The sequence below is a fragment of the Halarcobacter anaerophilus genome (assembly GCF_006459125.1).
Taxonomy (GTDB): Bacteria; Campylobacterota; Campylobacteria; order Campylobacterales; family Arcobacteraceae; genus Halarcobacter; species Halarcobacter anaerophilus.
Genome location: NZ_CP041070.1, coordinates 2313563 through 2340302, shown reverse-complemented (window position 1 = coordinate 2340302; position 26740 = coordinate 2313563). Strand labels below are relative to the sequence as shown.

General features: G+C 29.7%; 26 protein-coding genes. 20 read left to right on the top strand and 6 right to left on the bottom strand.

Annotated features, from left to right (window positions below; all coding sequences use genetic code 11):
• The first annotated feature begins 114 nt into the window (after positions 1 to 114).
• Genes AANAER_RS11670 through ppk2 (AANAER_RS11650) form a run of 5 tightly spaced genes read left to right on the top strand, consistent with a single transcriptional unit; the run spans position 115 to position 4727 of the window.
• Entirely contained in the window at positions 115 to 1311 is a 1197-nt protein-coding gene (locus tag AANAER_RS11670; RefSeq protein WP_129082307.1) for a saccharopine dehydrogenase family protein, read from the top strand.
• Between the two features lie 55 nt (positions 1312 to 1366).
• Positions 1367 to 1534, top strand: coding sequence for a rubredoxin (gene rd / locus AANAER_RS11665; protein WP_129082306.1), 168 nt, complete (start codon positions 1367 to 1369; stop codon positions 1532 to 1534).
• The gene (gene nspC / locus AANAER_RS11660) at positions 1524 to 2666 is read left to right on the top strand and encodes a carboxynorspermidine decarboxylase (RefSeq protein WP_129082305.1); all 1143 of its coding nucleotides are present in this window, start codon (positions 1524 to 1526) and stop codon (positions 2664 to 2666) included. The genes rd and nspC overlap by 11 nt, the downstream gene beginning before the upstream one ends.
• Before the next feature lie 12 nt (positions 2667 to 2678).
• Positions 2679 to 3602: a polyphosphate kinase 2 gene (ppk2, locus tag AANAER_RS11655; protein ID WP_044417615.1), complete on the top strand. Its 924-nt coding sequence runs from the start codon at positions 2679 to 2681 to the stop codon at positions 3600 to 3602.
• Positions 3603 to 3608: 6 nt separating this feature from the next.
• Positions 3609 to 4727 carry a polyphosphate kinase 2 gene (gene ppk2 / locus AANAER_RS11650; protein ID WP_129082304.1) on the top strand — a complete coding sequence of 373 codons (1119 nt, stop codon included), beginning with the start codon at positions 3609 to 3611 and terminating at the stop codon, positions 4725 to 4727.
• 4 nt (positions 4728 to 4731) lie between these two features.
• On the opposite strand, the gene AANAER_RS11645 is transcribed toward ppk2 (AANAER_RS11650), so the two are convergent.
• Entirely contained in the window at positions 4732 to 6486 is a 1755-nt protein-coding gene (locus AANAER_RS11645) for a tetratricopeptide repeat protein (RefSeq protein WP_129082303.1), read from the bottom strand.
• A gap of 91 nt (positions 6487 to 6577) precedes the next feature.
• Here AANAER_RS11645 and tig point away from each other — a divergent pair, with 91 nt between their 5' ends.
• The 12 genes from tig (at position 6578) to AANAER_RS11585 (ending at position 18902) form a co-directional block, all read left to right on the top strand.
• Positions 6578 to 7879, top strand: coding sequence for a trigger factor (gene tig, locus AANAER_RS11640; RefSeq protein ID WP_044417621.1), 1302 nt, complete (start codon positions 6578 to 6580; stop codon positions 7877 to 7879).
• Positions 7880 to 7894: 15 nt separating this feature from the next.
• A complete protein-coding gene (clpP, locus tag AANAER_RS11635; protein ID WP_044417624.1) occupies positions 7895 to 8479 on the top strand; it encodes an ATP-dependent Clp endopeptidase proteolytic subunit ClpP in 585 nt (194 codons plus the stop codon).
• Between the two features lie 5 nt (positions 8480 to 8484).
• Entirely contained in the window at positions 8485 to 9000 is a 516-nt protein-coding gene (def, locus tag AANAER_RS11630) for a peptide deformylase (protein WP_129082302.1), read from the top strand.
• 91 nt (positions 9001 to 9091) lie between these two features.
• On the top strand, positions 9092 to 10588 hold the full coding sequence (locus AANAER_RS11625; protein WP_129082301.1) for a YifB family Mg chelatase-like AAA ATPase: 1497 nt from the start codon (positions 9092 to 9094) through the stop codon (positions 10586 to 10588).
• 68 nt (positions 10589 to 10656) lie between these two features.
• Positions 10657 to 11541, top strand: coding sequence for a GTPase Era (era, locus tag AANAER_RS11620; RefSeq protein WP_129082300.1), 885 nt, complete (start codon positions 10657 to 10659; stop codon positions 11539 to 11541).
• Positions 11542 to 11617: 76 nt separating this feature from the next.
• On the top strand, positions 11618 to 12421 hold the full coding sequence (locus AANAER_RS11615; protein WP_129082299.1) for a hypothetical protein: 804 nt from the start codon (positions 11618 to 11620) through the stop codon (positions 12419 to 12421).
• Positions 12402 to 13028, top strand: coding sequence for a hypothetical protein (locus AANAER_RS11610; RefSeq protein WP_140544107.1), 627 nt, complete (start codon positions 12402 to 12404; stop codon positions 13026 to 13028). Before AANAER_RS11615 ends, AANAER_RS11610 begins: the two co-directional genes overlap by 20 nt.
• Complete coding sequence (locus AANAER_RS11605; RefSeq protein WP_129082297.1) at positions 13021 to 14367, top strand: GspE/PulE family protein; 1347 nt, start codon at positions 13021 to 13023, stop codon at positions 14365 to 14367. The genes AANAER_RS11610 and AANAER_RS11605 overlap by 8 nt, the downstream gene beginning before the upstream one ends.
• On the top strand, positions 14360 to 15541 hold the full coding sequence (locus AANAER_RS11600; RefSeq protein WP_129082296.1) for a type II secretion system F family protein: 1182 nt from the start codon (positions 14360 to 14362) through the stop codon (positions 15539 to 15541). Before AANAER_RS11605 ends, AANAER_RS11600 begins: the two co-directional genes overlap by 8 nt.
• A gap of 12 nt (positions 15542 to 15553) precedes the next feature.
• A complete protein-coding gene (gene folE / locus AANAER_RS11595; RefSeq protein ID WP_044417636.1) occupies positions 15554 to 16126 on the top strand; it encodes a GTP cyclohydrolase I FolE in 573 nt (190 codons plus the stop codon).
• A 114-nt stretch (positions 16127 to 16240) separates the two neighbouring features.
• Positions 16241 to 18112, top strand: coding sequence for a methyl-accepting chemotaxis protein (locus tag AANAER_RS11590; RefSeq protein ID WP_129082295.1), 1872 nt, complete (start codon positions 16241 to 16243; stop codon positions 18110 to 18112).
• 166 nt (positions 18113 to 18278) lie between these two features.
• Positions 18279 to 18902, top strand: a complete 624-nt coding sequence (locus AANAER_RS11585; protein WP_129082294.1) for a LysE family translocator — start codon at positions 18279 to 18281, stop codon at positions 18900 to 18902.
• A gap of 17 nt (positions 18903 to 18919) precedes the next feature.
• Here AANAER_RS11585 and mgtE read toward each other — a convergent pair whose 3' ends face one another.
• Positions 18920 to 20272 (bottom strand): magnesium transporter, encoded by a 1353-nt coding sequence (gene mgtE / locus AANAER_RS11580; protein WP_129082293.1) that lies wholly within the window; start codon positions 20270 to 20272, stop codon positions 18920 to 18922.
• On the bottom strand, positions 20272 to 21462 hold the full coding sequence (locus AANAER_RS11575) for a peptidoglycan DD-metalloendopeptidase family protein (protein ID WP_129082292.1): 1191 nt from the start codon (positions 21460 to 21462) through the stop codon (positions 20272 to 20274). The genes mgtE and AANAER_RS11575 overlap by 1 nt, the downstream gene beginning before the upstream one ends.
• An 80-nt stretch (positions 21463 to 21542) precedes the next feature.
• On the opposite strand from AANAER_RS11575, the gene AANAER_RS11570 reads away from it, so the two are divergent.
• The 3 genes from AANAER_RS11570 (at position 21543) to gshB (ending at position 25939) form a co-directional block, all read left to right on the top strand.
• Positions 21543 to 22502, top strand: coding sequence for a L,D-transpeptidase family protein (locus AANAER_RS11570; protein ID WP_129082291.1), 960 nt, complete (start codon positions 21543 to 21545; stop codon positions 22500 to 22502).
• Between the two features lie 66 nt (positions 22503 to 22568).
• Positions 22569 to 24782: a phosphoribosylformylglycinamidine synthase subunit PurL gene (gene purL, locus AANAER_RS11565; RefSeq protein ID WP_129082290.1), complete on the top strand. Its 2214-nt coding sequence runs from the start codon at positions 22569 to 22571 to the stop codon at positions 24780 to 24782.
• Positions 24783 to 24907: 125 nt separating this feature from the next.
• Positions 24908 to 25939 carry a glutathione synthase gene (gene gshB / locus AANAER_RS11560; RefSeq protein WP_129082289.1) on the top strand — a complete coding sequence of 344 codons (1032 nt, stop codon included), beginning with the start codon at positions 24908 to 24910 and terminating at the stop codon, positions 25937 to 25939.
• A gap of 4 nt (positions 25940 to 25943) precedes the next feature.
• Here the strand turns inward: gshB and AANAER_RS11555 are convergent, their stop codons facing one another.
• Genes AANAER_RS11555 through AANAER_RS11545 form a run of 3 tightly spaced genes read right to left on the bottom strand, consistent with a single transcriptional unit; the run spans position 25944 to position 26603 of the window.
• Positions 25944 to 26201, bottom strand: a complete 258-nt coding sequence (locus AANAER_RS11555; protein ID WP_164969351.1) for a hypothetical protein — start codon at positions 26199 to 26201, stop codon at positions 25944 to 25946.
• Positions 26146 to 26352 (bottom strand): hypothetical protein, encoded by a 207-nt coding sequence (locus AANAER_RS11550; protein ID WP_044417652.1) that lies wholly within the window; start codon positions 26350 to 26352, stop codon positions 26146 to 26148. Before AANAER_RS11550 ends, AANAER_RS11555 begins: the two co-directional genes overlap by 56 nt.
• A 23-nt stretch (positions 26353 to 26375) precedes the next feature.
• Positions 26376 to 26603 (bottom strand): hypothetical protein, encoded by a 228-nt coding sequence (locus tag AANAER_RS11545; protein ID WP_129082287.1) that lies wholly within the window; start codon positions 26601 to 26603, stop codon positions 26376 to 26378.
• Positions 26604 to 26740 lie beyond the last annotated feature (137 nt).

Genomic DNA, 26740 nt, shown 5'->3' with positions numbered 1-26740 from the left:
TTATACTTTTGTTTATTTGTAATAAAGAAGCAATATACAACTATTTGCCGATAAATTTACCACTTTTTCAAAAAACAAATCTTATAATATAATATATTTTTAATGGAGATTTTCATGGATAAAAAAGGTATTTTAATCATTGGTGCAGGTGGTGTAAGTAGAGTTGCGACTGTCAAATGTGCTATGAATATTGATACGTTTGAAAAAATAACTTTGGCTTCAAGAACATTGTCAAAATGTGAAGCAATAGCGGAAGATATAAAAAAGAATCAAAAAGTTGATATTGATGTTGCTCAAGTTGATGCTGACAGTGTGGAAGAATTGGTAAGTTTAATTAAAAAAGTCAATCCTAAAGTGGTTTTAAATGTTGCTTTACCTTATCAGGATCTTACTATTATGGATGCTTGTTCAAAATGCAAAGTTGATTATGTGGATACTGCAAATTATGAACATCCCGATGTTGCCAAATTTGAGTACAAAGAACAATGGGCTAGAGATAATCAATTTAAAGAAGCAGGAATTATGGGGCTTCTAGGTTCAGGATTTGATCCAGGTGTTACAGGGGTATTTTGCGCGTATGCCCAACAAAATCTTTTTGATGAAATCCATTATATAGATATCATGGATTGTAATGCAGGAGATCATGGATATGCTTTTGCAACAAACTTCAATCCTGAAATAAACTTAAGAGAAGTATCTGCAAACGGTAGATATTGGGAAAATGGTCAATGGATAGAGACAAAACCTTTAGAGATAAAAGTAGAACACGATTATCCCGAAGTTGGAGTTAAACCTTCATATCTTTTATACCATGAAGAGTTAGAGTCTTTGTCTAAAAACATTAAAGGTTTAAAAAGAATTAGATTCTTTATGACTTTCGGTGATTCTTATATCCAACATATGAATTGTTTACAAAATGTCGGAATGTTGGGAATTGAACCTGTTATGCATAAAGGTGTAGAGATTATTCCTATTGAATTTTTAACTACACTTTTACCGGATCCAGCAAGTTTAGGACAAAGAACAGTCGGAAAAACAAATATCGGTTGTATTATAGAAGGAATCAAAGACGGGAAAAAGAAAAAAGTCTATATCTATAATGTTTGCGATCATCAAGAGTGCTTTAAAGAGACAGGTGCACAAGCTGTAAGTTATACAACGGGAGTTCCTGCAATGATTGGTTCTAAAATGCTTTATAAAGGTATTTGGAAAGGCAAAGGCGTGTTCAATATTGAAGAGTTTGAAGCAAAACCTTTTATGGATGAATTGATGACGCAAGGTTTACCTTGGAAAATTTTGGAACTTGAATAAAAAAATTAATTTGATTAATTTTAAGAGACAAGAACTATTTATTTAGGAGTTTGTCATGCAAAAATATATTTGTACCGTATGTGATTATATTTATGATCCCGAAGTTGGTGATGAAGATAGCGGCATTGAGCCTGGAACTGCATTTGAAGATCTACCTGAGGATTGGGCATGTCCTGATTGCGGCGTAGGAAAAGAGGATTTTGAACCATATAATGAAGAGTAATATAGTAAAAAGTATAAATGAACTTCCAAGTCCGGCTTTTGTCTGTGAAGAAGAGCTTTTAAAAAAGAATCTTGAACTTCTAAAAAGAGTTCAAGATGAGGCAGATGTAAATATTCTTTTAGCATTAAAAGGCTTTGCTCTTTGGTCAACTTTTGATCTTTGCCGAGAGTATCTAAAAGGTTGTTGTGCAAGTGGTTTGCATGAGGCTTTGTTGGCAAAAGAGGAGTTTAAAAAGGAAGTTCATACTTATTCTCCCTCTTTTAAAGATGAAGAGATAGATGAGATAATAGATATTTCAAATCATCTTGTTTTTAACTCTTTTAACCAGTTAAATCAGTTTAGACAAAAAGCAAAGGGTAAAACTTCAATAGGTCTTAGAGTAAATCCCGAATACTCTTCTGTTGAAGTGGATTTATATAATCCTTGTGCAGCTTTTTCAAGACTTGGAATTACAAAAGCAAACTTTCAAGAAGATAATTTAGAAGATGTAGAAGGTCTTCATTTTCACGCTTTATGTGAACAAAATGTTGATGCCTTGAAAGGTGCTTTAAAAAATTTTGAAGAAAAATTTGCAGAGTTTTTACCTAAAATGAAATGGGTCAATTTTGGCGGAGGGCATCATATTACAAGAGCTGATTATGATGTAGAAGGTCTGATAAAATTACTTAAAGATTTTAAAAAAAAGTATCCTCATTTGGAACTATATTTAGAGCCTGGAGAGGCTGTAGGATGGAAAACAGGGTACCTTGTGGCAACTGTACTTGATATAGTAGAAAACGGAATGAATATTGCTATTTTAGATACCTCTGCCGAGGCACATATGCCCGATACTTTGGCAATGCCTTATAGACCCGATGTAAGAAACAGCGCTTTACCCGATGAAAAAAAATACACATATAGACTTGGTGGAAATACTTGTTTGGCAGGAGATATTATAGGAGATTACTCTTTTGACCAACCTCTAAAAGTAGGGGATAAAATCATTTTAGAGGATATGATTCACTATACAATGGTTAAAACTACTACTTTTAACGGGATAAAGTTACCATCAATTGTATTAAAAAAGAACGAAGAATGTTACCGAATTGTAAATAATTTTGGGTATAATGAGTACAAGTCTAGACTTTCTTAAAGGTAAATAATAATGGGTGAAGATAGAAATATAATAAACAGTGAATTTAAAGATGAAGAAGAGATTGACACGGAAGAAGAGTTAAAACATAAACCAAAAAATTATCAAAGAGAGAGAAAAATCCTTCAAGAGAAGGGAAATAAAGTTCAAATTTGGGTAAAAAAAGAGACTTTAGAGTATGAAAAAGAGTTAACAAAACTTCAAATTGAGCTACTTAAATTCCAAAACTACGTAAAAGAAGAAGGGCTTAAAGTTCTTATGCTTTTTGAAGGAAGAGATGCCGCAGGAAAAGGTGGTACAATAAAAAGAATAACAGAACATTTAAATCCAAGGGGTGCTAGAGTAGTAGCTTTGGGAAAACCAAGTGATGTTGAAAAAACTCAATGGTATTTTCAACGATATACAAATCATTTGCCAAGTGCTGGAGAAATAGTTTTATTTGACAGATCTTGGTATAACAGAGCTGGAGTTGAGCCTGTAATGGGATTTTGTACCACAGAAGAGCATCATGAATTTTTAAAAGAGGTACCTGAATTTGAAAATATGCTTGTAAAATCGGGAATTATTCTTTTAAAATATTACTTTTCGGTTTCTAAAAAAGAGCAGGCAAGAAGATTTAAAAAAAGAGAAGTTGATCCTTTAAAACAGTATAAATTATCTCCTGTAGATAAAGAGTCTCAAAAACTTTGGGATAAATATACAATTACAAAATTTTCGATGTTGATGGCATCAAATACGGATGTTGCACCTTGGACGGTTATTAGAAGCGATGATAAGAAAAAAGCTAGAATAAACTGTATAAAACATATTTTGTCTCAAGTTGAGTATCCAAGCAAAGTAGATAAAAAAGATGTTGAAATAGACTCTGATATTTTAATTAGCGGAAGTGAAGAATTAGAAATAATGGAACAAGAAAATAAATTTGCAAAGGCTTGATAAAAAATGAATTTAAGTGATTTTGAAAAAACAAACTATAGCGGATTGTATATCTCAAAAGCTGCTCATCCTGCTTTTGGTAAAAAATATATTGCAAGATTTCAATATGATAAAAAAAGATATGTAAAAGTCTTAGGATATACGAAAAAAGATAATCTTACAAAAAAAGCTGCACTTAATCTAATGCAAAAATTTAAAGATTCCATAATCAATCAAAAAGAAGAAAAACAAATTGCAAAGGCAAAAGTTATACAAAAGATTGACCCTGACAAGTATCAAGAACTTTTAGAGGAGAATAAAGCTTTAAAAGCGATATTGGGAAATTTTAAAGATATTGATCCCCAAATTTTAGGAGACGGGATTCAAAAAATTTATGATTTGGAAGAGCTTAAACAGTACCAAATCGAATTAATAAAACTTCAAAATTATTTAGAAGCAGAAAACAAAAGAATGATAATTATTTTTGAAGGACGAGACGCTTCGGGTAAAGGTGGAGCTATTAGACGAATAACAAGATATATGAACAACAAACACTATAGAGTTGTTGCTTTAGGAAAACCTACGGATAGTCAAAAAAACCAATGGTTTTTCCAAAGATATATTCAACACTTTCCGACAGGCGGAGAAATGGTTCTTTTTGATCGTTCTTGGTACAACAGAGCCATGGTTGAACCTATTTTCGGATTTTGTACAAAAGAAGAGTATGAAATTTTTATGGAAGATGTCGTAAATTTTGAACAAGATTTAGTAAGACAGGGAATGATTTTGATTAAACTATATTTTTCCGTATCTAAAGCAGAACAAAAAAGAAGATTTGATAGAAGAATTAACGATCCGTTAAGACAATGGAAATTTTCGGAAGTTGATATGCAAGCACAAGATTTATGGGTAGAATTTTCTGAAAAAAAATATGAAATGTTAAGAAGAACATCTTCAAGAGCTGCACCTTGGCATGTTATTAGAAGTGATAACAAACATCTTGCAAGACTGGAAGCTATGAAAATTATATTAAATTCCGTAGATTATGACGGTAGAAATTATACTTTGGATTTTGAACATGATGAAAAAGTTAATATTTCTGTTCAAAAAGAGTTAATGCAGATGAGAAAATCTGCAAATTATTAATTTTTTACCAAGGAGTGGAAGAGTCATCCTCTTTTTGACTCTCGACTTTTTTTAATAAAACAGGCGTTTTATCTTTTTCCAACTCTTCCAACCATTTTTTCTCTTCTAAATCTGAAATTTGATTTTGTTTTACTTTCTTTTCGGATTGCTGTTTTATCTTCTCTTTTTTATTGGAATTAGAATTTTTTAAATCTTGATTCTTTTTGTTTTCTTCTTTTTGTTTTGAATTTTGATTTTTTTTATTCTCTTGGGATCTGTTTTCCTTATTTTGTTTGTCTTCTTGATTATGTTGATTTTGTTGATTCTCTTTTTGTTTACTGTTTTTTTGCTGATTATTATTTTGATTGTTTTGATTTTGTTTCTTTTTATTCTCTTTATTTTTTCGTTTTTTCAGTAATTTTTCAATCATTTCAAGATTTTCTCTTGTCTCTTTGTCTGCTTCAATTTTTAAAGCATTTTCGTACATTTTTTTAGCATTTTCCAAATCATTTAATTTTACATAAGTATTGCCTAGATTATGAAGTTTTTTATGCTCCAAATCTTTATTTGAAGATACCACTTGTTTATAACTTTTTAAAGCTTTTTTATACTCACCGTTTTTATAATATGAATTAGCTAGATTATATTTTGCTTCAGGAGTTTTTGCTACTTTTTCGTACTCTTTTATGGCTTCTTTATATTCACCTTTTTCATAATAATCATTGGCTTTATCGATATTTTTAAAATCAAATTCAAAGGCTTTTAAATCTGAATTTAAAAGTAAAAGAGTAAACAATACGGCAATATTTGCACCTCTTTTTAAGTTTGGAAGAGAGGAAAAAGCTATTAAAAGAAGAAAAATTCCTGCTGCTAAAGGATAATAAAAAAGTTCCGTATAGGTTTTGAATTTTTTAGATTCCATCTCTTTTTTTGAGGATTTTATATCAATATTATTAAGGATTTGTTTAATATCATCATTAGAGTTAGAATAGTTTATAAATCCACCTTGCGTATTTAGACTTAATTTCTTGATATTCTCATTTACTTTAACAGTTACTATACTTCCGTCTTTTTTTGTTAAGAAATTACCGTCTGATAGTTTTATAGGTGCCGGTTTTTTAGTACCGATTGCTATTGTATAAACATTGATTTTATTGTTTTTTGCATATTCGATTTCATCTTTATACGTATCTTTATTGCCTCCGTCGGTTAATAAAATAAGATTTTTACTTTTATAATCTTTTAAAAGTTTATTTGTAGTCTCTAAGGTTGAAAAGATATTTGAGCCGTTGTCAAAATTTATCCCGGGATTTAGATTTTCAACTAAGATTTTCAAAGAGTTAAAATCCTGCGTAACAGGAGAAAGGATAAAAGAGGATTTTGCAAAAAGTATAACGGCTATTGCATTTTTCTTTGATAACTCAATTAAATTTAGAAGTTTTTGTTTTGCAAAACTTAATCTGTTAGGGTAAAGATCTGTTGCTAACATAGATTTTGAAACGTCAATAGCTACTACAATACTTGCTACTTCTTGTTTAAAACTCTGCTCTTTTTCATTTGTAACGGGTCTTGCAAGAGCAATTACCAGAAGAATCAAACTTAAAAAAAGAATAATATTTCTTGTGGTTTTTCCCATATATTTATTTGATATAGAGAGCCTGCTTAAGATCTCTTTGGAAAAATATTTCTGAAAACTATCTTTATTTGTGATAATTAAAAACATCAATAACAAAACGGGAACAAGCATTAAAAATAGTACATTAGGGTATAGAAATTGCAATGTGATTTACTCTCTTCTTTATATATAATGGGTATTTTATAAAAAATTAGATAAAATCACCACTAAAATTAAAAAAATCGGAGTAGAGTTAATGGAATTTAACGCAAAAAGAGTAGATGAGGCAAATGCCGTTATTACTTCAACAATTTCTGCGGATACAGTAGAAAAAAGTATAGACAAAATAGCTAAACAAGCTGCAAAAACAATGGATGTTCAAGGATTTAGAAAAGGTAAAGTTCCTGTTGCTGTTGTTAAACAAAGATATGGAAGCAAGTTAAGAGAAGATGCTCAAAGTGATGCACTAAGAGATCTATTAACTCAAGGTTTAAAAGAACTTGATATCAAAAATGAAGATTTAGTAGGTGAACCTGCAATTTCAAAATTTGATAAAAAAGATGACGGTTCAATTGATGTTGAAATCAAAGTTGCTTGCAAACCGAATATTGATTTAGGAGATTATAAATCATTGGTTCCTGAAGTTGAAGATAAAAAAGTTGACGAAAAAGAGATCGATTCAAGACTTGAAGATATGGCAAAACAATCTGCACCATTAGAAAAAATAAAAAGAAAAAGAATGGTTAGAGAGGGAGATTTTGCACAAATAGATTTCGAAGGTTTTGTAGATGACAAAGCTTTCGACGGTGGAAAAGCTGAAAAATACGTTCTTGAAATTGGTTCAGGATCATTTATCCCCGGATTTGAAGATCAAATTATCGGTATGAAATATGAAGAAGAGAAAGATGTAGTTGTAACTTTCCCTGAAAATTATCAATCAAAAGAATTAGCGGGAAAAGAAGCAGTATTTAAAGTAAAACTTCATGAAATTCAAGAAAAAGTTCCTGCAGAACTTAATGATGATTTAGCTAAAAAAATGCTTCCGGGTGAAGAAGATGCTACACTTGAAACATTAAAATCTAAAATTGAAGAACAAATGAAAGCAGAAGCAAAAGGTAGTTATTATAGAGAAGAGTTAAAACCTGCCTTTTTAGATAAACTAGTAACTGAATTAAACTTTGCATTACCTTCATCTGTAGTTGATCAAGAGATTAACTTTGCTTTAAACAACAAAGTAAGAACAATGACGGAAGAAGAGATTAAAGGTTTACAAGAAGATGCTTCTAAAGTTGAATCTATGAGAGACGAATTAAGAGAAGATGCAGAAAAATCTGTAAAAGCTACTTTTATCGTAGATGCATTAGCAAAAGCTGAAGGTGTAGAGGTAAATGACCAAGAAGTTACTCAAGTAATCTATTATGAAGCATTACAAACTGGTCAAAATCCGCAAGATGTATTAAAAAGATATCAAGATGCCGGATATTTACCTGCTATTAAAATGTCAATGATTGAAGATAAAGTTATCACAAAATTATTAGACGAAAAATTAGGAAAATAAATCTTAGGATAAAAAATGAGTTATATACCATATGTAGTTGAAAAAAGCGGAAGAGGGGAAAGAAGTTACGATATTTATTCTAGACTTCTTAAAGATAGAATTATTATGTTAAGCGGAGAGGTAAATGATGCCGTTGCATCATCTATAGTTGCTCAATTACTTTTTCTTGAAGCAGAAGATCCTGATAAAGACATCTATTTATATATCAACTCTCCAGGTGGAGTAATTACAAGTGGTATGTCAATTTATGATACAATGAATTATATCAAACCTGATGTTTGTACGATTTGTATCGGACAAGCCGCTTCAATGGGTGCTTTTTTATTATCTTGTGGAGTAAAAGGGAAAAGATACTCTTTACCAAACTCTAGAATAATGATTCACCAACCTTTAGGTGGAGCGCAAGGTCAGGCAACAGATATTCAGATTCAAGCAAAAGAGATTCAAAGAATCAAAGATACTTTAAACGATATATTAGCTAAGCAAACAGGTCAGCCTTTAGAAGTTATTGAAAAAGATACAGATAGAGATAATTTTATGAGTGCTGAACAAGCTTGCGAATATGGATTAATCGACGAAGTAATAACAAGCCATAAATAAAGAAAATGATTAGAGAAGTAATAACATATCCAAATAAACTACTTAGAACAAAATCTAAAGATGTAGTGAAGTTTGATGAAGAACTTCATACTCTTTTAGATGATATGTACGAAACAATGATAGCCGACAACGGAGTGGGACTTGCTGCAATTCAAGTCGCCGTTCCTCTTAATGTTCTGATAATAAATCTTCCAAATGAGGAAGATGTTCAAGATAAAGAAGATTTAATAGAGGCTATAAATCCTGTTCTTACGCATAAAGACGGGGTTCAAGTCTTTGTTGAGGGTTGTCTTAGTGTTCCTGGCTTTAATGAAGAGGTAAAAAGAGCACAGCATATTATTGTTGAGTATTATGATAGATACGGGCAAAAACAGACGATGGAGAGTGAAGATTTCTTAGCTGTTGCCTGGCAGCATGAAATGGAACATTTATCAGGTCACTTGTTTATTGAAAACTTATCTATCGTAAAAAGAAAAAAATTTGAAAAAGAGTGGAAAAAGAAGTTAAAACATAATAAATAACTTCTCCTCTTTTCTTCTAAAATAATACAAATAATTACTTTATAAATAAACTTTTTATATAATCAATTAAATTATTTAAAAAGTTAACTTAATGAAAATAATAAAATCTGCAACTATTGATAATATTGAAGCAAAAGAGGTAAATGTTGAAGCAACCTTTACAAAAGGTCTTCCTAGCTTTACAATTGTAGGCATGGTTTCAGCCGCAATAAACGAGTCAAAAGACAGAACGAAGTCTGCTTTACTTACAAATGAGTTTAAATTCCCTCCTAAAAAAATTACAATTAATTTAGCTCCTAGTGAAATAAAAAAGAGCGGTACGCATTTTGATCTGCCTATTGCTCTTTTAATCTCTTTATATGAACAAAAAATAAATTTTAAAGAATTTCATATTTTCGGCGAACTCTCTTTAAACGGAGAGATAAAAGATAGTAATTCAATTTTTCCTATAATTCTATCTTTAGTCAAAAAGAAATTGGTTAAAAACGTATTGGTGTGTGAAAACAGTGCCCTTAAAATTTCAAAAATTCCAAATATAAAAATCTATTGTGTTAAAAATCTTTTGGAAGCAATAGAGTTTTTCAAAAGTGAAAACAAAGATAGATTTTTATATCAAAAAGAGGTTTTAGCCTATAATAGTCTGAATATAAATAGTGATAAATTTTATTATACAAAAGAGTATAAAGAAGATTTTATAGATATAAAAGGACAGGAAAATGCAAAAAGAGCTGCATTAATAGCGGCAGCAGGAAATCATAATATTATTTTAGAAGGAAGTCCGGGCTGTGGAAAAACTATGATAGCAAGAAGGTTACCTTATATTATGGCACCTATGAGTTTGGATGAAATCTTGGAAATAGCTAAGATGCAGGCATTAAACTTAAAAGAGCCTTCTTTTAAACCTCTAAGAGAACAAAGGTCACCTCACTGTACAAGTTCAAAGGCTTCAATTTTAGGAGGTAACAATATAGGAGAAGTTGCTTTGGCAAATAACGGTTCTTTGTTCTTTGACGAGTTACCGCATTTTAGTTCTTCTATTTTAGAGGCATTACGAGAGCCTTTACAGGATTATAGATTATTAGTAAGCAGAGCAAACTCTAAAATCATTTATAAAACAAAATTTTTATTTGTAGCAGCTATGAACCCGTGTCCTTGCGGAAATCTTCTAAAAAACGATAATTCATGCAGATGTAACGAGCTGGAGATAAAAAGATATAAAGCAAGACTTTCCGAACCTTTTCTTGACAGAATTGATTTATATATCGTTATGAATGAGAGTAATATAAAAGATAAAGCGACAATAAATTCTGAGCAAATGCATAAAAAAGTTTTAGAAGCTTTTAAAATGCAGATTTCAAGAGGGCAAAAAAATTTGAACGGAAAACTTTTTGATGAAGATATTAGAAAATATTGTACTTTGGATGAGCAGTCAAATGAGATTTTGCAAAAAGCCGCACAGAATTTTAATTTATCTTTTAGAAGCGTAAACAAAGTTTTAAAAGTTTCCAGAACAATTGCCGACTTACAAAGCTCGGAAACAATATCAAAAGAGCATTTACTAGAAGCCTTAAGTTATAGAAGAAGATAAGTAGAAACATTTTGTTATAATATCTTTATAAAATTAAAGTCCTTAAAAGGGACCTAGTAAGGATAAAAATGACTAAATGCGGTTATGTTTCAGTAGTCGGAAGACCTAATGCAGGTAAAAGTTCACTGCTAAATTGGCTTGTAGGGGAAAAAATTGCAATGGTTTCCCATAAAGCAAATGCAACAAGAAAAAGAGCAAATATTATTGTAATGCACAATGATGACCAAATTGTATTTGTGGATACTCCTGGACTTCATGAAACAGAAAAGCTTTTAAATCAGTTTATGTTAGACGAGGCCTTAAAAGCTATAGGAGATTGTGATCTGATTCTTTTTTTAGCTCCTGTAACGGACAAATTGACCCATTATGAAAATTTTTTGGAAAAAAACAAAAAAAATACAAAACATATTTTACTTTTAACGAAAATTGATAATGTAACAAACAGTGAAGTATTAGAAAAGATGAGAGAATACAGAAAATATTCCGATAAATTTGAAGAGATAATTCCTGTATCTATAAAAAAACAGACAACTCCTTCAGATATTTTAAAAGAAGTTGTAAAATATCTTCCTGAACATCCCTATCTTTTTGATCCTGAAATTTTGACAACAGAGCACTTAAGAGATATTTTCAAAGAGTTTATTAGAGAATCGATTTTTGAAAACATCAGTGATGAAATTCCTTACGAAACTGATGTTCTAATAAATAAAGTAGAAGAGAAAAAAGATATAGATGTAGTTAAAGCTACAATTATAGTACAAAAAGGCAGTCAAAAAGGGATGATAATAGGTAAAGGTGCAACTGCAATAAAAAGAATAGGAAAAGATGCAAGAATCAAAATCGAAAAACTAACGGGAAGAAAATGCTTTTTGGAACTTTTTGTTTCTGTAAAAAAAGGGTGGACTAAAAACAAACAAGGACTCAAAGACCTTGGGTACGATGTAACCTTCTAAAAATAATTAAAATATATATTTATTTAAACTCTCTTAAAACATTTTAATAATAAAATACCTTATTTATATAATTAAGGTGTTTATTATTTTACTTTATGAAATTAACTCAACGGAAGAAATCAGTTCTAAAAATATAGATACTTTTATTCTAACAAATCTACGAATAAAAGGGCTTAGTTTTGAAAAAAACAATAGGATTTTTTATTCATATATAAAAAGACTCTCTTTATATCAGGTAATAGTTTTTAAAAAAAGTATTCCCCCTTTTTTATTTTTTAAAAGTTTATATGAAAATGAAATATTTTTTGACAAAGATTATGTGGTCGTATATAAAAACAAAAATCTTTTTTATTATCAAAAATTAGAAAATGAGTTTTCAATATCCGATATAAGTGCTTTTTTAAAGCAAAGATTAGGATTAGAAAATATTCATACATCAGATATCTCAAAAACAAAAATTGATAAAAATAAAAAGTACAATTTTATAAAACCCGTCAAATCTTATAGTTTCAGATACTTTATTATCTATTTTTTTATATTGCTTATACTCTTCTCCTCTTTTGAATTTAATAACAAAAAAAATAGAACAAACTTTGAGGAGATAAAAAGGTCAAATAAAGATTTAAAAAAGCAGTTAGAGTTTTACAGCGTAAGTAAAGAGCTCAAAGAGATTTTTAGTTTTGCACAAACTAATAATAGCAAGATAGCTTCGATTATTCTAAATAATTCAAAAATAAAAGTACAAATTGAATCTAAAAATAAGAAAAATATTTATGCTTTTTTTAAAAAGTTGGATAAAAACAGTATTGAAAATATCGTATATGACAAAGAAAAGGAGAGATTTATAGGTGATGCAATTTATGAAATCAATAGAAGATAAGTTTGAATTACTCTCTTTAAGGCTGAAAATTGAATTTTTCCTTTTCCCTCTTATTGTACTTTTTTTAATAAGTTATTCTCTTTATGACAAAGAAGTAGTAAAAGAAGAAAAAAGAGTAAAGAAAGTTGATTTAAACTCTTTAAAGATGAAAGATGATTTTGTAAAGATATTAAAAGAGATTGAAAGTTTTTCAAATAAAAATCATATTAAGTTGCAGTCAATTAAAAAAGAAGATAAAAATATAAAAATAACTCTTTTTTCTGATATTGAAAAGAGATTAAAGTTTTTAGTGTTTCTTGAAACTTTTAATGCCTTTTCCAAAATTGAATCTTTGGAATTTTTAAATGAGGGATTAACAGTGCAAGTCAGTTTTAATAGATTTTATAAAAAGAGTTTAAATGATCTAAGAAACTTTGTTGAAAAGAAGAAGAAAAAAGTTTTATTTAAACTCTATGCAATAGTAGGAGAGAACGTATTTATAAATAGCGGCTGGTTTAAAAAAGGTGAAACGGTAGATTCTTATAAAATCGTAGATATAAAAAGAAAAGAGGTTATTTTGCAAAAAGAAAAAGAGAAAATCAAACTAAAGTTACATAAAGATGAATAGTTTAAATACAATAATAGATTATGAATTGATAGATAGTCTTGATATAGAATTTTTAAAAAATAATCTTATTTTACCTATTAAAAAAGATGGAATCTTTTTTGATATTTTTTCTTGCACTAATTCAAATATAAAAGTTTTAGAAGATGGAAATATTATAAGAGAAAAAGAGCTGAACAAAGAAGAGATACTTTTCTTTTTAGATGATATAAAAAGAAGGAAAACTCTCTTTTTATTATCAAAAAATGCAGTTTTAAATGAAGAAAACAATATAAATTATATTGAAGATTTTTTTAAAATTTTAATAAAAAAAGCAGTTGAAGTAAGAAGCAGTGATATTCATATAGAAAGTATAGAAAAAGCTCTGATTATAAGGTTTAGAATAGATGGAAATTTAAAAATTTTTTATACTTTTCAAAAAGAGTTCTTAAAAGTTTTAAGTTCGTATATCAAGATGCTTTCAAAACTTGATATAACACAGAGCCGAACTCCTATGGATGGAAGATTCTCTTTGTATTTAGAAGAGAAAAAGTTTGATTTTAGAGTCTCTACAATGCCCACAATATACGGTGAATCGATAGTTATAAGAGTTTTAGATAATAAAAATATTACAAAAAAATTGCAGGATTTAGGTTTTTCAAAAAGAGTTTATAACTCAATAAAAGAGATTGAAAAACTTTCAAGCGGGCTTGTTTTGATTGCAGGTCCTACAGGAAGCGGTAAAAGTACCACTTTATACTCAATTTTAAAAGAGCTTAATAAAGAGAATAAAAAGATTATTACAATTGAAGATCCAGTTGAGTATAAAATGGAAGGAATTCAACAAATCGAGGTAAATGAAAAGTTAGGAGTCTCTTTTCAAAAAGTATTGAAAAATGTTTTAAGGCAAGATCCCGACATAATTTTAATCGGAGAAATAAGAGATGAAAATTCATTAGCAATAGCACTGCAAGCTTCTCTCACCGGACACTTGGTTTTTGCTTCAATTCATGCAAACAATACCGTTGAAACTTTTTCAAGATTAAAAGATTTAAAAGCCGATAAATTTTTGCTATCAGCCTCTTTAAGATATATACTTTCTCAAAGATTAGTTTTAAACATATGTAAAAAGTGTAAAGCAAAAGGGTGTGAATTATGCAGTTTTACAGGTTTTTACGGTAGAAGTTGTATTTCGGAAATATTAAAAATAGATGAAGAGATCTCTTCAATAATTATGCAAAATAAGGATATTAAAACTTATTTAAACAGTATCTCTTTTAAAACCATATTAGATGACGGGAAAGAAAGTGTTGAAAAAGGTATTACGACTATGCAAGAGGTTTATAAGGTTATAAATGAATAGATTTAAAATAAGTTATCAAGAAAACAATAAAATAAAATCAGTAGAATTAAGTAAAGAGGAGTTTGAAAAAAATGAACTTCCTAAAAATATTATTAGTATAAAAAAAAGCGGAAAAAGTTTTTTACAAAAACGCTCAAAAATAAAAGATAAAGATATAAAAAATTGTTTATATGAATTAAGTTTAATGTTAAACTCCGATATTCTTATAAACGAGGCTTTGGATATTTTAATAAAAAAAGAGAAAAAACAAGAGTTGAAAAGTTTTTTAATAGATCTGAAAAAATCTTTTTCGAGTTCTTCTAATTTATCAAAAAGTCTAAAAAAATATAAAATCAATCCTTTAATAAAATCATTATTTGAAATCACGCAAAAAAGCGGTAACAGCAGCTCGAATATAGAGTTTTTAAGTAATATTATCAGTGAAAATTATGAGATTAAAAAAGAGTTTTTAAAAACTATGCTTTATCCGATAATTCTAACAATAACTTTTTTTCTATCTTTGTTTGCTATTTTTAAATTCGTAGTTCCAAGTTTTGAATCTATTTTAAAAAACTCTAATGCCGAACTATCTATTGCAACAAAAGTTTTATTTTTATGCAAAGATTTTTTTGAAAACTATACTCTTCTTTTTTTAATTTCTCTTATACTTCTTTATACTTTTTTTTTAACTCTTTATAAAAAAGAGCTTAGATTTAAAATAAAAATAGACAAACTTCTGGTTAGACATCTGTTTTTGCTAAGTCATCTTTATAGATTAAAATCTTTATATATTTTTTTTGTAGTTTTTGAGATTTTACTTAAAAACAGGTTTGAGTTTCTAGATTCTTTGAAACAGGCAAAAATTTTACTGAAAAATCAATATCTTTTAGATAGAATTACGCAAATAGAATATCTGTTGAAAAATGGGAAAAGCGTAAAATTTGCTTTTGAATCTTCTAATCTCTTTGATGATGTAACCTTAAGCTTGATTAATACGGGAGAGGTTACCAATTCATTACCAAAAGTGGTATATGAAATAAAGAATATTTATAAAAAAAGATTTGATGATTCTTTGAAGATTTTTTCTACTTTAATAGAACCTCTATTTTTCATAATCATAATGGCGCTTGTTTTATGGATCGTTTTTGCCATATTTGTTCCGTTATGGGGTTTAAATGATATGTTAAAAGTTTAATGAGGATTGTAAATGAACAAAGAGACACAGTTCGAAGATTCAGTAAAAAATATTTTAGAATATATTGGTGAAGATGCGAATAGAGAGGGATTAATTAAAACTCCAAGTAGAGTTAGGAAAGCTTTTGAGTTTATGTGCAGCGGATATAAACAAGATCCAAAAGAGATTATAAATTCAGCACTTTTTACAAGCTCAAATGATGAAATGGTCGTAATAAAAGATATTGAGTTCTACTCTATGTGTGAGCATCATATGTTGCCTATTATAGGAAAAGCTCACGTAGCATATATTCCTGACGGGAAAGTTGTAGGTTTATCAAAAATTCCAAGAGTTGTAGACGTATTTGCAAGAAGATTGCAAATACAAGAGCAGATGACTGAACAAATTTGCGATGCACTTCATGAAGCATTAAATCCTAAAGGTGTTGCAGTAATGATAGATGCAAGACATATGTGTATGGAGATGAGAGGTGTAGAAAAAATATGTTCTACAACAGTTACTTCAGCACTTAGAGGTTTATTTAAAAAAGAGAAAAAAACAAAAGATGAGTTTTTATCTATAATTGCTCAATCTTTACATAAATAATTAATCATAAAAGTAAAAATTCTACCCAACAAGTTTTTTTTAGTCAAAAAAAAGAACTACTTATTATAATATAATAATTATTCTCCTATAATATAAAATATTTAAGGAGAATAAATGTTAAATAATCTAACTATATCAAAAAAATTATATTTTAGTTTTATCTTAATGCTTTTAATCATCATTTTAATTACTGTAATAGGTATTTTGAAAGTGAATTTTATAGATAATACATTAAAAGAAGTTGTAGAAGTTAATTCAATAAAACAAAGATATGCAATTAATTTTAGAGGCAGCGTTCATGATAGAGCAATTGCTATTAGAGATTTAGTTCTATCATCAGATAAAGAGAGCAAACTATTTAAAACTACTGTTGAAGATATTAAGAGACTTGAATCATATTATATTAAGTCAGCCAAACCTTTAGATGAGATATTCAAAAAAGGAGAGAATATAGATGAAAAAGAGAGAGTTATCTTAGCCAAAATTAAAGATATTGAGAAGAAAACACTACCTTTAGTGGAAAGAATTATTTTCTTAATAAAAAGTGACAATAATCTTGAAGCAAAAAATTTATTATTACAACAAGTAAGTAAAAACTTTAAAACTTGGTTGCAAGTTATAAATGAATTTATTGATTATCAGGAAAATAAAAATCAAATTGCAACTCCCAAAGCAAGTGAAGCTGCAAGTAGCTTTTCATATACTATGGTTGTAATTTTAATTATTTCTCTAATTATCGGTATATTGGTTGCTTTTTTAATTTCAAATCAAATAATTAAATCTTTATGGGCAGTACAAAACGGTTTACAAGCCTTTTTTGATTTTTTAAATAAAAAAACATCGGAAACATCAATGATTAATCTAGATACAAAAGATGAACTTGGACATATCGCTCAAATGATTAATGTAAATATACAAAATACGCAAAAAGTAATATTACAAGATGAAAAGTTTGTAAAAGATATTGCAAGATTTGCCGATGAGATAGGCAAAGGAAATTTGCTTGCTAAGATTGAAGAAGATACACAAACAGAATCTTTAATTAAATTAAAAGAAATTTTAACAAAAATGCAATATGCGTTGGAGCACTCCGTAGCAAAAAGTATTCCTGCTTTATTATCTGTTTTAGAAAAGTTTAAAAACCACGATTTTACCGCAAGATTCCCTGATACCTATTCAAATGTTGCAAATGCAATAAATGAGTTAGGTGATGTTATTTCTAATCTCTTAAGTCAATCTTTAAAAGTTGGAGAAACGTTAAGAAAGTCTTCAAATACTTTGATTGAAAATGTAGATGAATTAAACTTAAGTTCAAACGAAGCAGCAGCTTCTTTAGAGCAAACAGCAGCAGCTTTAGAAGAGATTACCGCAACCGTTACAGCAAATTCTAATAATGTTATTTCTATGTCGGAATATTCGAATCAAGTGAACATATCAGCAAAAGAAGGACAAAAGTTAGCAAGAAATACAAGTGAAGCAATGACAGAAATAGAAGTGCAAGTAAATACTATAAATGAAGCAATCAGTGTGATTGATCAAATAGCTTTTCAAACAAATATATTATCTTTAAATGCGGCAGTCGAAGCGGCAACAGCAGGTGAAGCAGGAAAAGGTTTTGCAGTAGTAGCCCAAGAAGTAAGAAATCTTGCCAATAGAAGTGCCCAAGCAGCAAAAGAGATTAAAAATATTGTTGAAAAAGCAAATTTAAAAGCAAGTTACGGGAAAGAGACAAGTGATAAAATGATTGAAGGATACGATAAGCTATTAGATGGAATTGAGAAATCTAATGAAACAATTAAAAATATAGCTAATGCTTCAAAAGAGCAAGAACAAGGAATTTCTCAAATTAATGATGCAGTTTCCTTATTAGATAAACAAACACAAAAAAATGCTTCTATTGCAGGACAAACAAAAGAAATTGCATTTCAAACCGATAAATTGTCAAAAGAGATTGTTGATAATTTAAGTGATAAAAAATTTATTTAAAATAAGTTAAGCAAAACTAAACGTAATATAAGTTTTGCTTACACTCTTTGGTATATCTGCAAAAATTGTTGAAATTAAAATTTATATGTATAGTAACTATTCATAAAAAAGATATATCGTTCTTGATTTTGGTAGTATAATGTACCTTTAAAATCAAAGGATATTTATGGATTTACATATCTGGTTAACTTATGTTTTAGCTTGTGCAATACTTACTATGACTCCGGGACCTAGCATTTTACTTGGAGTTGTTCATTCTTTAAATTACGGTACCAAAAATACGATATTTACGGCACTAGGTGATATTAGTGCAAACTTTATTCAAATGCTTTTAGTTGCTATTGGTTTAGGAGCTATTATTTCAACTTCCGAATTAGCTTTTCAAGTTATTAAATGGTTTGGTGTTATAACCCTTTTATATATGGGAATAAAAATGATTAAATCTAAACCTAAAAAAATAGAGAATGACGGCAGAATTATTGTAAATGTGTCTAGAAAAAAACTCTATATAAAAGGTTTTTTAGTAGCAGCAGGAAATCCTAAAGCTATTGTATTTTTTACAGCTTTTTTTCCGCAGTTTATTGATCTTAACCAATCTTTGTTTTTGCAAATGTCAATTATGTGTCCTACTATGGCACTAATGGATTTCTTTTTTGTGATGTTTTATGCTTTTAGTGCAAATAAGTTTTTAAATAAATTTGAGAAAAATATTGCGAATATAAATAAGATGGGCGGCGGGGCACTTATCGGAGCATCAGGTTTTTTAGCATTGAGTTCAAAAAATAGTTAAGAAAAGTGTCTAACTAATTAAAGTAAAATCATTTTTGCTAACATTAAAAAGCTGAAAAAACCTACAATATCAGTTACTGTTGTTAATAAAACGGTACTTCCGATAGCAGGATCTATATCCATTTTTTTTAAAAAAAGAGGTATAGAGGCTCCGAAAAAACCTGCACTGAAAAGATTTATTACCATTGACATGGCTATTACAATACCAAGAAGTGCCGTATTAAACCAAATATAAGCAACAAAACCTACAATCAAAGCAAAAATAAAACCGTTTGCCAAGGATATGAAAATCTCTTTTTTTATGGCATCTTTGCTGTTGTCAAAATCAATATCTCCCAAGGCTAATTGTCTTACCATAACGGCTAAGGTCTGTGTCCCTGCATTTCCTCCCATTGAGGCAACTATAGGCATTAAAATAGCTAACGCAACATAAGATTCAATGGTTTCGTCAAATAATCCTATTACAAGAGAGGCTAAAATTGCCGTTCCTAAATTTAAAAAAAGCCAAAAAGCTCTCTTTTTTGCGGTATTTAAAAGATTATCTTCATGCTCAAAATCATCATTAACCCCGGCTAATTGATACATCTGTTCTGTTGCATTTTCTTCAATTACATCAAGAATATCGTCATTTGTAATTCTACCTACTAATATTTCATTGTATCCTACAACGGGGATAACGTTTAAATCGTACTTTTCAACTTGCTTGGCAACTTCATCTATATGATCTTTATCATGGACAATAAAAGGTTTAAATCTATTTTCATCATGTAAATCTATAATCTCTTCATATGTTTTTTCAAAATCAAAAAGAATAAGATCTTCCAAAAGTATAGAAGCAATCAATTTTTTATCATCATTTACAATATAGACTTGATGAATATTCTCCAGTTCATGAGACTCTTTTGCTTTTTTTAATCTTGTAATCGAATCTTGAATTTTTTCCTGAATATTTGCAGAAAAAAGCTCTGTTTGCATATAAGAACCGGCTTCATCTTCATGGTATCTCTTAAGCCAGTTAATTTCATGTTTATCATCTTCTTCAAGACCGTCAAAAATCTCTTTTGCTTTTTGATTATCTATCTCTTCAATTTCTTGAATAATATCCGTTGCATCATCCGAATCAAGTTCATCTACAACATCACAAAGTCTCTGTGAAGATAAAAATTCATAAACATCTTCTCTTAAATTATCGGGAAGTTCAAGTATTACTTGCCCCAAAATTTCGTCGGGGATTTCTTTTAAAACATAATAAAAATCATCAGTTGATTCTTGTTCGATTTTTTTTAAAGAAAATGCTATATCACTTGGATGAAGCTCATTTAAGTTTGATAAAAGCTCATGAGGATTTTTTATAGCATTTTCTAAAGGCATTAAATTTTCCTTGGAAGAAGTTCGCTTGTCGAGACTATTCTGTCAAGTTTTGTTGCTTTGCTTCTATTCTCATCCTTTACAACGCTGTCAAGTTCTTGTATTGTTTTTTTAGCATTGGCAATAAAGGTTTTTTTCTCTTTTCCTTTTAAGCCTATATGTTCAGGTTTTCTAATAACTTTTAGAGGGTTAATTGCTCTTCCATTTTTATATACACCTAAATGTAAGTGAGGACCGGAACTAAGCCCTGTACTTCCCACATATCCTATTAGGTCACCTTTTTTAACTCTTTGACCTCTTCTTAGACCTGCTTTAAATCTGCTTTGGTGACCATATAAGGTTCTATAACCGTTTGGATGTTGTATAATAGTACAATTACCGTAACCGCCTCTTCTTCCTACAAATATTACTCTACCGTCTCCTGCTGCATAGATTTTTCTTCCTCGTGGAGCAGCAAAGTCTGTTCCTAAATGGGCTCTATATCTTTTTAAAACAGGGTGCCATCTTTTTTTTGTAAATCTACTTGATATTCTTTTATATCTTAAAGGGATTCTAAAAAAGTAATATTTCGTAAAAGCTTTTCCTGTCTGGTCATAATATTTATCATCTTTTTCATTTTTAAATCTATAATATTTTCTTCCTGAAATCTCAACCATTGCGGCTTTTATATCAGGTTGCCCGAAAGGTCTGCCTAATAGCTCTTTTTGGGTATATTCTATTGCAATAAAATCACCTTTTTGCATTCTTCTAAAATTAACCGAAGTTGAAAAGATTGATTTTAAATTTGCTGCTAAGGCTGCATTTCCTGTTGCTTCTTGCAATTCATTTGATACTGAAGTGTTAATAGGTATGGCAATTGTTTCATTATATTCTCTGTAACTAATAGGAAGAGTCTCAAATTTGTAACTATCTTTATCTTTATAAACATGAAGTTGAATCTCTTCTGAAACCGGTATAAGAACCTGATTTAGAGTTCCGTCTTCGTTTTCCATTAAATAAAAGTAATTTCCTGCCGTTATTTCGGAACAAAGTTCTCTATCTTCTTTTTCTAAATCGAAATATAATTTTTGCGGGATGGAATATTTGTTTAAAAAAGTTAAAAATGATTCGCCTGCCGGCCACTTAGTCTCTTTTACTTCTATGGAAAAAAGTGATGAAATTATCAAAAAAAGTATCAGTATTACTCTATGCATTGCCCTTCTTTATTAAAAAATTAGAAGCAATATTATACAATTGCGCAACTAAAGGAAATATAAAATTTTAGGGGTTTTTTGTGAAAAAAACATTATTGTTTTTAATATTAATTGTAAATGTGGCGGTGGCTGACTTAGTCGATGTGTATAGGCTTAAAGGTTTAGAGGCGGTTCAGCAGCAGCTTGAGAATGAACTTATGAAAAAAGAGTATTGGCAGAAATATCTAGCTGATAAAAGAGTTGATTACGGTTATTATGAGTCAAGAAAGTTTCTTATTTTAGCAGAAAAGAAAAGAAGAGAGCTAAAACTTTTTGAAATTGATAAAAATAACTATAACTTACTTTTAGAAGATAATGTTATTGTCGGACAAAATGACGGAGATAAACAAAAAGAGGGAGATCTTAAAACCCCTATAGGCGTTTATGATTTAACAAAAAAATTAACAAAACTTGATGCCTTTTACGGTCCTTTGGCATTAGTTACTTCATATCCGAATACTTTTGATAAAGTGAGAAATAAAAACGGTTCGGGAATTTGGATACACGGAATGCCCTTAAATGAAGATAGAGAAAACTTTACAAAAGGTTGTATAGCTTTAGATAATCCAAAGCTTGAAATGTTGGATGAGAGTATTGATTATGATAAATCAATTCTGCTTATAAGTGAAGAAGATATAAGAAAAGTCTCTAGAAACGATATAAGTGTTATTTTATCATCAATTTACAAATGGAAAAATGCTTGGAAAAAATCTGATATAGATGAATATATGAAATTTTATTCAAACTCTTTTAAAAGACATGACGGGATGGATATAGAAAAATTCAAAAAGTATAAAGAGAGAATTTTTTCTAAAAAAGAGAAAAAAATAATAAAATTTTCAAATATAAATATCGTACCTTATCCAAACTCTTTAAATAAAAATATGTTTAAAGTAGTAATGGATGAAGATTATAAAACAAAATATTATACTTTTGTGGGAAAAAAAGAGTTATACATTGAATTAAAAGATAACAAAATAGAAATCTTAGCGGAGGGGTAAAACTAAAGCTTAAGAGCTTTTTGGATATAATCGCCTTACTTTTAACAACCATATTTAAGGCGTAAAATGCAAAAAAAAGAGATGAATCTTGAAGAGATAGCACTTGCTCACTCTTTGACACTTGAAGAATTAGAAAACATCAAAGAAATTTTAGGAAGAGATCCAAATTATGTTGAAATTGGTATCTTTTCTGCAATGTGGTCAGAACACTGTTCATACAAATCAAGCAAAAAATATTTAAACGGATTCCCTACAAAAGCACCTTGGGTAATCCAAGGTCCCGGAGAAAATGCGGGAGTTATTGATATCGGAGACGGTTATGCCGCTGTATTTAAAATGGAATCACATAATCACCCCTCTTTTATAGAACCGTATCAAGGAGCGGCAACAGGTGTGGGTGGAATCATGAGAGACGTATTTACAATGGGTGCAAGACCTGTTGCCTCTATGAATTTAATTCAATTTGCGGGAATTGAAGGAGATAGCCAAACTGCTCAAAAACACAGATACCTTTTAAGAGGTGTTGTTGCCGGAATAGGTGGGTACGGTAACTGTATGGGAGTTCCTACAATAGGCGGACAAACAAACTTTGAAGAGTGTTATGCAGGAAATAACCTTGTAAACGCTTTTAACCTAGGAATTGCAAAAGCTGATGAAATCTTTTTAGGAATTGCAGAAGGAGCAGGAAATCCTGTAATGTATGTAGGTTCTAAAACTGGACGTGACGGTCTTGGCGGAGCGGTTATGAGTTCTGCTGCATTTGATGAAGATTCTGAATCAAAAAGACCTACTGTGCAAGTTGGAGATCCTTTTACCGAAAAACTTCTATTAGAGGCTTGTTTAGAGCTTTTTAAAGAGGATTTGATTATCGGTATTCAAGATATGGGAGCAGCAGGACTTACTTCTTCATCTTTTGAAATGGCAGGACGTTCAGGTTCTGGAATGATTATGCATTTGGACAAAGTTCCTTCAAGAGAAGAGGGAATGACTGCATATGATTTTATGCTATCAGAATCTCAAGAGAGAATGCTTATTTGTGCAAAAAAAGGTTGCGAACAAAAAATTATTGATATTTTCAAAAAATGGGAACTTGATGTTGCCGTAATAGGTGAGGTTACAAATACCGGGAATATGGAACTATACTGGGAAGGTGAAAAAGTTGCTGATATTCCGGTTCAACCTGTTTCTGAAGAGGCTCCTATTTTAGACAGACCTATTGCAAAACCTGCTTATTTAGATGGAATTGAAACTGTTGATATGAATCAAGATATTCCAAATCAAGAAGCCTTTGAGCAACTTTTTTCAGATATGGAGGTTGTAGATAAATCATGGGTTTATAATCAATATGATTCAATGGTACAAACAAATACTATAAAAGGTCCGGGAAAACTTGACGGTTCCGTAATTAGAATCAAAGAAACAGGAAAAGCACTTGCTATGAGTGCGGATTGTAATACAAGACAGTGTTATATTAATCCACAGTTAGGAGCAGCGGCAGCTGTTATGGAGGCAGGAAGAAATGTTGCCATGACGGGAGCTGTTCCAAAAGCAATAACGGATTGTTTAAACTTCGGTAATCCTCAAAATCCTGAAGTTATGTGGCAGTTTGCAGAAGCTTGTGAAGGAATAAAAACAGCTTGTAAAGAGTTAAATACTCCTGTCGTAGGCGGAAACGTATCTTTATATAATGAAACAAACGGCGTGGGTGTTTTCCCTACTCCTGCTATTGCAATGGTAGGTGTAAATGATAATGCAAATAAAGTTTTACCTTCTTGTTTTAAAGAAGAAGGAAACTATATCTATCTTTTAGGAGAAACAAAACCTGAATACGGGGCATCTTTATATCTTAAAAAATTATACGGTAAAGTTGCGGGAGTGCATCCTGATGTGAACTTTGCAAAAGAGTTAAACCTTTGGAATACTGTAATCGAAGCAAATAAACAAGATCTGTTAAAATCTGCAAAAGATGTGAATGTCGGTGGACTTGCAATTGCAATAGCTAAAATGGCAGTGCTTGGAGATAAAGGAATCGAAGCTAATATCTCTTTGGAAGATAGCAAAGAACTTTTCTCTGAATCGTTAAGCAGGGCTTTAGTAGAAGTTCCTTCTAATGAACTTTCAAATTTTGAAAAACTTTGTGAAAGCAGAAGAATTCCATATACGAAATTAGGTTCAATAGGTGGAGATAAAATCTCTATCAATGAAGTTTCTATGGATTTAGAAAAAGCAAAAGATATCTACTTTAACAAATTTAAAAGAGTAATCGAACAAGACTTATAAGATAAAATGAGGTACAAAATTTTGTATCTCATTCTTTTTTTAAAATATTAAAAATCACTACTTTTTTGCAATTAAATTATTGTATAATTCTTTAAATATCAATTTAATATTAAAAGGATTATAAAGTGCGTGTTGCATTTATTATTGAAGATTGGGCAAATATAGAGCCTTTGAAAAGTACGACTCTTGCAATTATCAAAGAGTGCATGACAAGAGGGCATAAAGTTTATATTTTATATACTCACGATTTAACCGTAAGAAACAATATAGTTCACGGCTTTGCCAAATTGTTAAAGTATGAAGGTAAAATACCCGATTCGGTAAATAGTTTTTATAAAAAAATCACTTATGATATAAAACTTACTGCTTTGCATGCTTTTGATTGTATTATGATACGAAAAGATCCTCCTATTTCACCACTTGTTTTTAACTTCTTGGATTCTGTTAAAAATGAAACAATAATCATAAACGATGTTGACGGTATTAGAAAAGCAAATAATAAACTCTATACAACCACTTTTCATGATCCTAGCAATACTTTTCTTCCTAGAACTCATGTATCGGGGAGTAAAAAATATATCAAAAAAATAATAGAAGAGTCAGAAGAAGAGAAACTGATTTTAAAACCTCTTGACGGTTCAGGAGGAAGAGGGGTTATTGTTTTAGAAAAAAATGCAATGTCGAATATTAACTCTTTACTGGATTTCTATATTGATGAATCAGGAGAAAATTACGTAATTTTGCAAGAGTACATAGAAGGTGCCGAAAACGGTGACGTAAGAGTTATAATGCTAAACGGTAAAGCAATAGGGGCTTATCATAGAAAGCCTGCCGAAGGTGACCATAGGGCAAATATACAAACAGGCGGAAGCGCCCATAAATATACTCTTACTGATTCTCAAAAAAAGATATGTTCTAAGATAGGTAAAAAACTTATCTCTGACGGTATTTATTTTGCAGGATTAGATATGATAGGGGATAAAATTCTTGAAGTAAATGTATTAAATCCCGGTGGAATTACAAACATAAACAGACTTTCTAAACTGAAACTTCATCAAAATGTTGTTGATTTTCTTGAAGAAAAAGTACATGAAAAAGTTGAAAAACGAGCAGAATTGGAATATCTGCTTAAAAGATTAAGTGAGTTAAGAGAGTAAGGAGTTATCCTTTACTCTCATAAATTGAATCAGCAAGTTTTGCAATTTCTAATTGAGAAAGTTTAAGAGTTCTTTTTCTTAAAGCTTCAATAGATAAATCATTTTCAAGCATTAGTTTTGCTGCATTACTATAATCATTTCTATGTTTTATTAGATAAATGATTTGATGTATTTGCTCTTTTAGATTTAACTCTTTTGCACCGTTACTAATACTGTTCATCATCATATCCATCATCATAGTCGTATAAATCGTAATCATCATAATCGACTGTGAAAAGTTTAGGATAACCCAATTTTTGAAGTTCTATATCAATATTTTCTTCAGAAATTCTGTTTTTTACCTTTTCCATAATAGATTGAATATCTTCTTCTTTTATATTATTAGCTCTTAATTCATAAATAATAGATTCCATTACCCTTTCCTAATTTATAAAATCTATTTTCTTGAAATTAGCAAATCTGCCAATTTAACAACTTCGTCGAATGTAAGCCTGGCTGTTCTTGATACAACATCTTCTAATTTTAAATTGTTTTTTAAAATCATATCTACTGCACTATTGTAGTCTTGCTTAAATTTTATAAGACTTGTAATCTCATATACAAGTTTATTTACAGGTTCTTCTATTTTATGGTGAGAAAAACCATTGTAATAACGTGAAACCATACTTACTGCCTAAAAAAATAAGAAAATGTATTTATGTTTATTAAAAAGATAGACAAGTGCCAAAAAATTTTAACATTTATTTTCTCTTTAACTAAACACTAAGATTAATTTGTTAGTATAAACCTACTCTTTAAAAA

Coding starts and splice junctions, on each gene's coding strand:
- clpP (WP_044417624.1), top strand. CDS start 7,895: ATGAGTTATATACCATATGTAGTTGAAAAAAGCGGAAGAGGGGAAAGA.
- AANAER_RS11605 (WP_129082297.1), top strand. CDS start 13,021: ATGAATAGTTTAAATACAATAATAGATTATGAATTGATAGATAGTCTT.
- AANAER_RS11590 (WP_129082295.1), top strand. CDS start 16,241: ATGTTAAATAATCTAACTATATCAAAAAAATTATATTTTAGTTTTATC.
- AANAER_RS11545 (WP_129082287.1), bottom strand. CDS start 26,603: ATGGTTTCACGTTATTACAATGGTTTTTCTCACCATAAAATAGAAGAA.
- AANAER_RS11575 (WP_129082292.1), bottom strand. CDS start 21,462: ATGCATAGAGTAATACTGATACTTTTTTTGATAATTTCATCACTTTTT.
- mgtE (WP_129082293.1), bottom strand. CDS start 20,272: ATGCCTTTAGAAAATGCTATAAAAAATCCTCATGAGCTTTTATCAAAC.
- AANAER_RS11550 (WP_044417652.1), bottom strand. CDS start 26,352: ATGGAATCTATTATTTATGAATTAAGAGCTAATAATATAAAAGAAGAA.
- ppk2 (WP_044417615.1), top strand. CDS start 2,679: ATGGGTGAAGATAGAAATATAATAAACAGTGAATTTAAAGATGAAGAA.
- rd (WP_129082306.1), top strand. CDS start 1,367: ATGCAAAAATATATTTGTACCGTATGTGATTATATTTATGATCCCGAA.
- AANAER_RS11555 (WP_164969351.1), bottom strand. CDS start 26,201: ATGATGATTACGATTTATACGACTATGATGATGGATATGATGATGAAC.
- AANAER_RS11585 (WP_129082294.1), top strand. CDS start 18,279: ATGGATTTACATATCTGGTTAACTTATGTTTTAGCTTGTGCAATACTT.
- purL (WP_129082290.1), top strand. CDS start 22,569: ATGCAAAAAAAAGAGATGAATCTTGAAGAGATAGCACTTGCTCACTCT.
- def (WP_129082302.1), top strand. CDS start 8,485: ATGATTAGAGAAGTAATAACATATCCAAATAAACTACTTAGAACAAAA.
- AANAER_RS11600 (WP_129082296.1), top strand. CDS start 14,360: ATGAATAGATTTAAAATAAGTTATCAAGAAAACAATAAAATAAAATCA.
- era (WP_129082300.1), top strand. CDS start 10,657: ATGACTAAATGCGGTTATGTTTCAGTAGTCGGAAGACCTAATGCAGGT.
- AANAER_RS11670 (WP_129082307.1), top strand. CDS start 115: ATGGATAAAAAAGGTATTTTAATCATTGGTGCAGGTGGTGTAAGTAGA.
- folE (WP_044417636.1), top strand. CDS start 15,554: ATGAACAAAGAGACACAGTTCGAAGATTCAGTAAAAAATATTTTAGAA.
- nspC (WP_129082305.1), top strand. CDS start 1,524: ATGAAGAGTAATATAGTAAAAAGTATAAATGAACTTCCAAGTCCGGCT.
- ppk2 (WP_129082304.1), top strand. CDS start 3,609: ATGAATTTAAGTGATTTTGAAAAAACAAACTATAGCGGATTGTATATC.
- AANAER_RS11625 (WP_129082301.1), top strand. CDS start 9,092: ATGAAAATAATAAAATCTGCAACTATTGATAATATTGAAGCAAAAGAG.
- AANAER_RS11610 (WP_140544107.1), top strand. CDS start 12,402: ATGAAATCAATAGAAGATAAGTTTGAATTACTCTCTTTAAGGCTGAAA.
- tig (WP_044417621.1), top strand. CDS start 6,578: ATGGAATTTAACGCAAAAAGAGTAGATGAGGCAAATGCCGTTATTACT.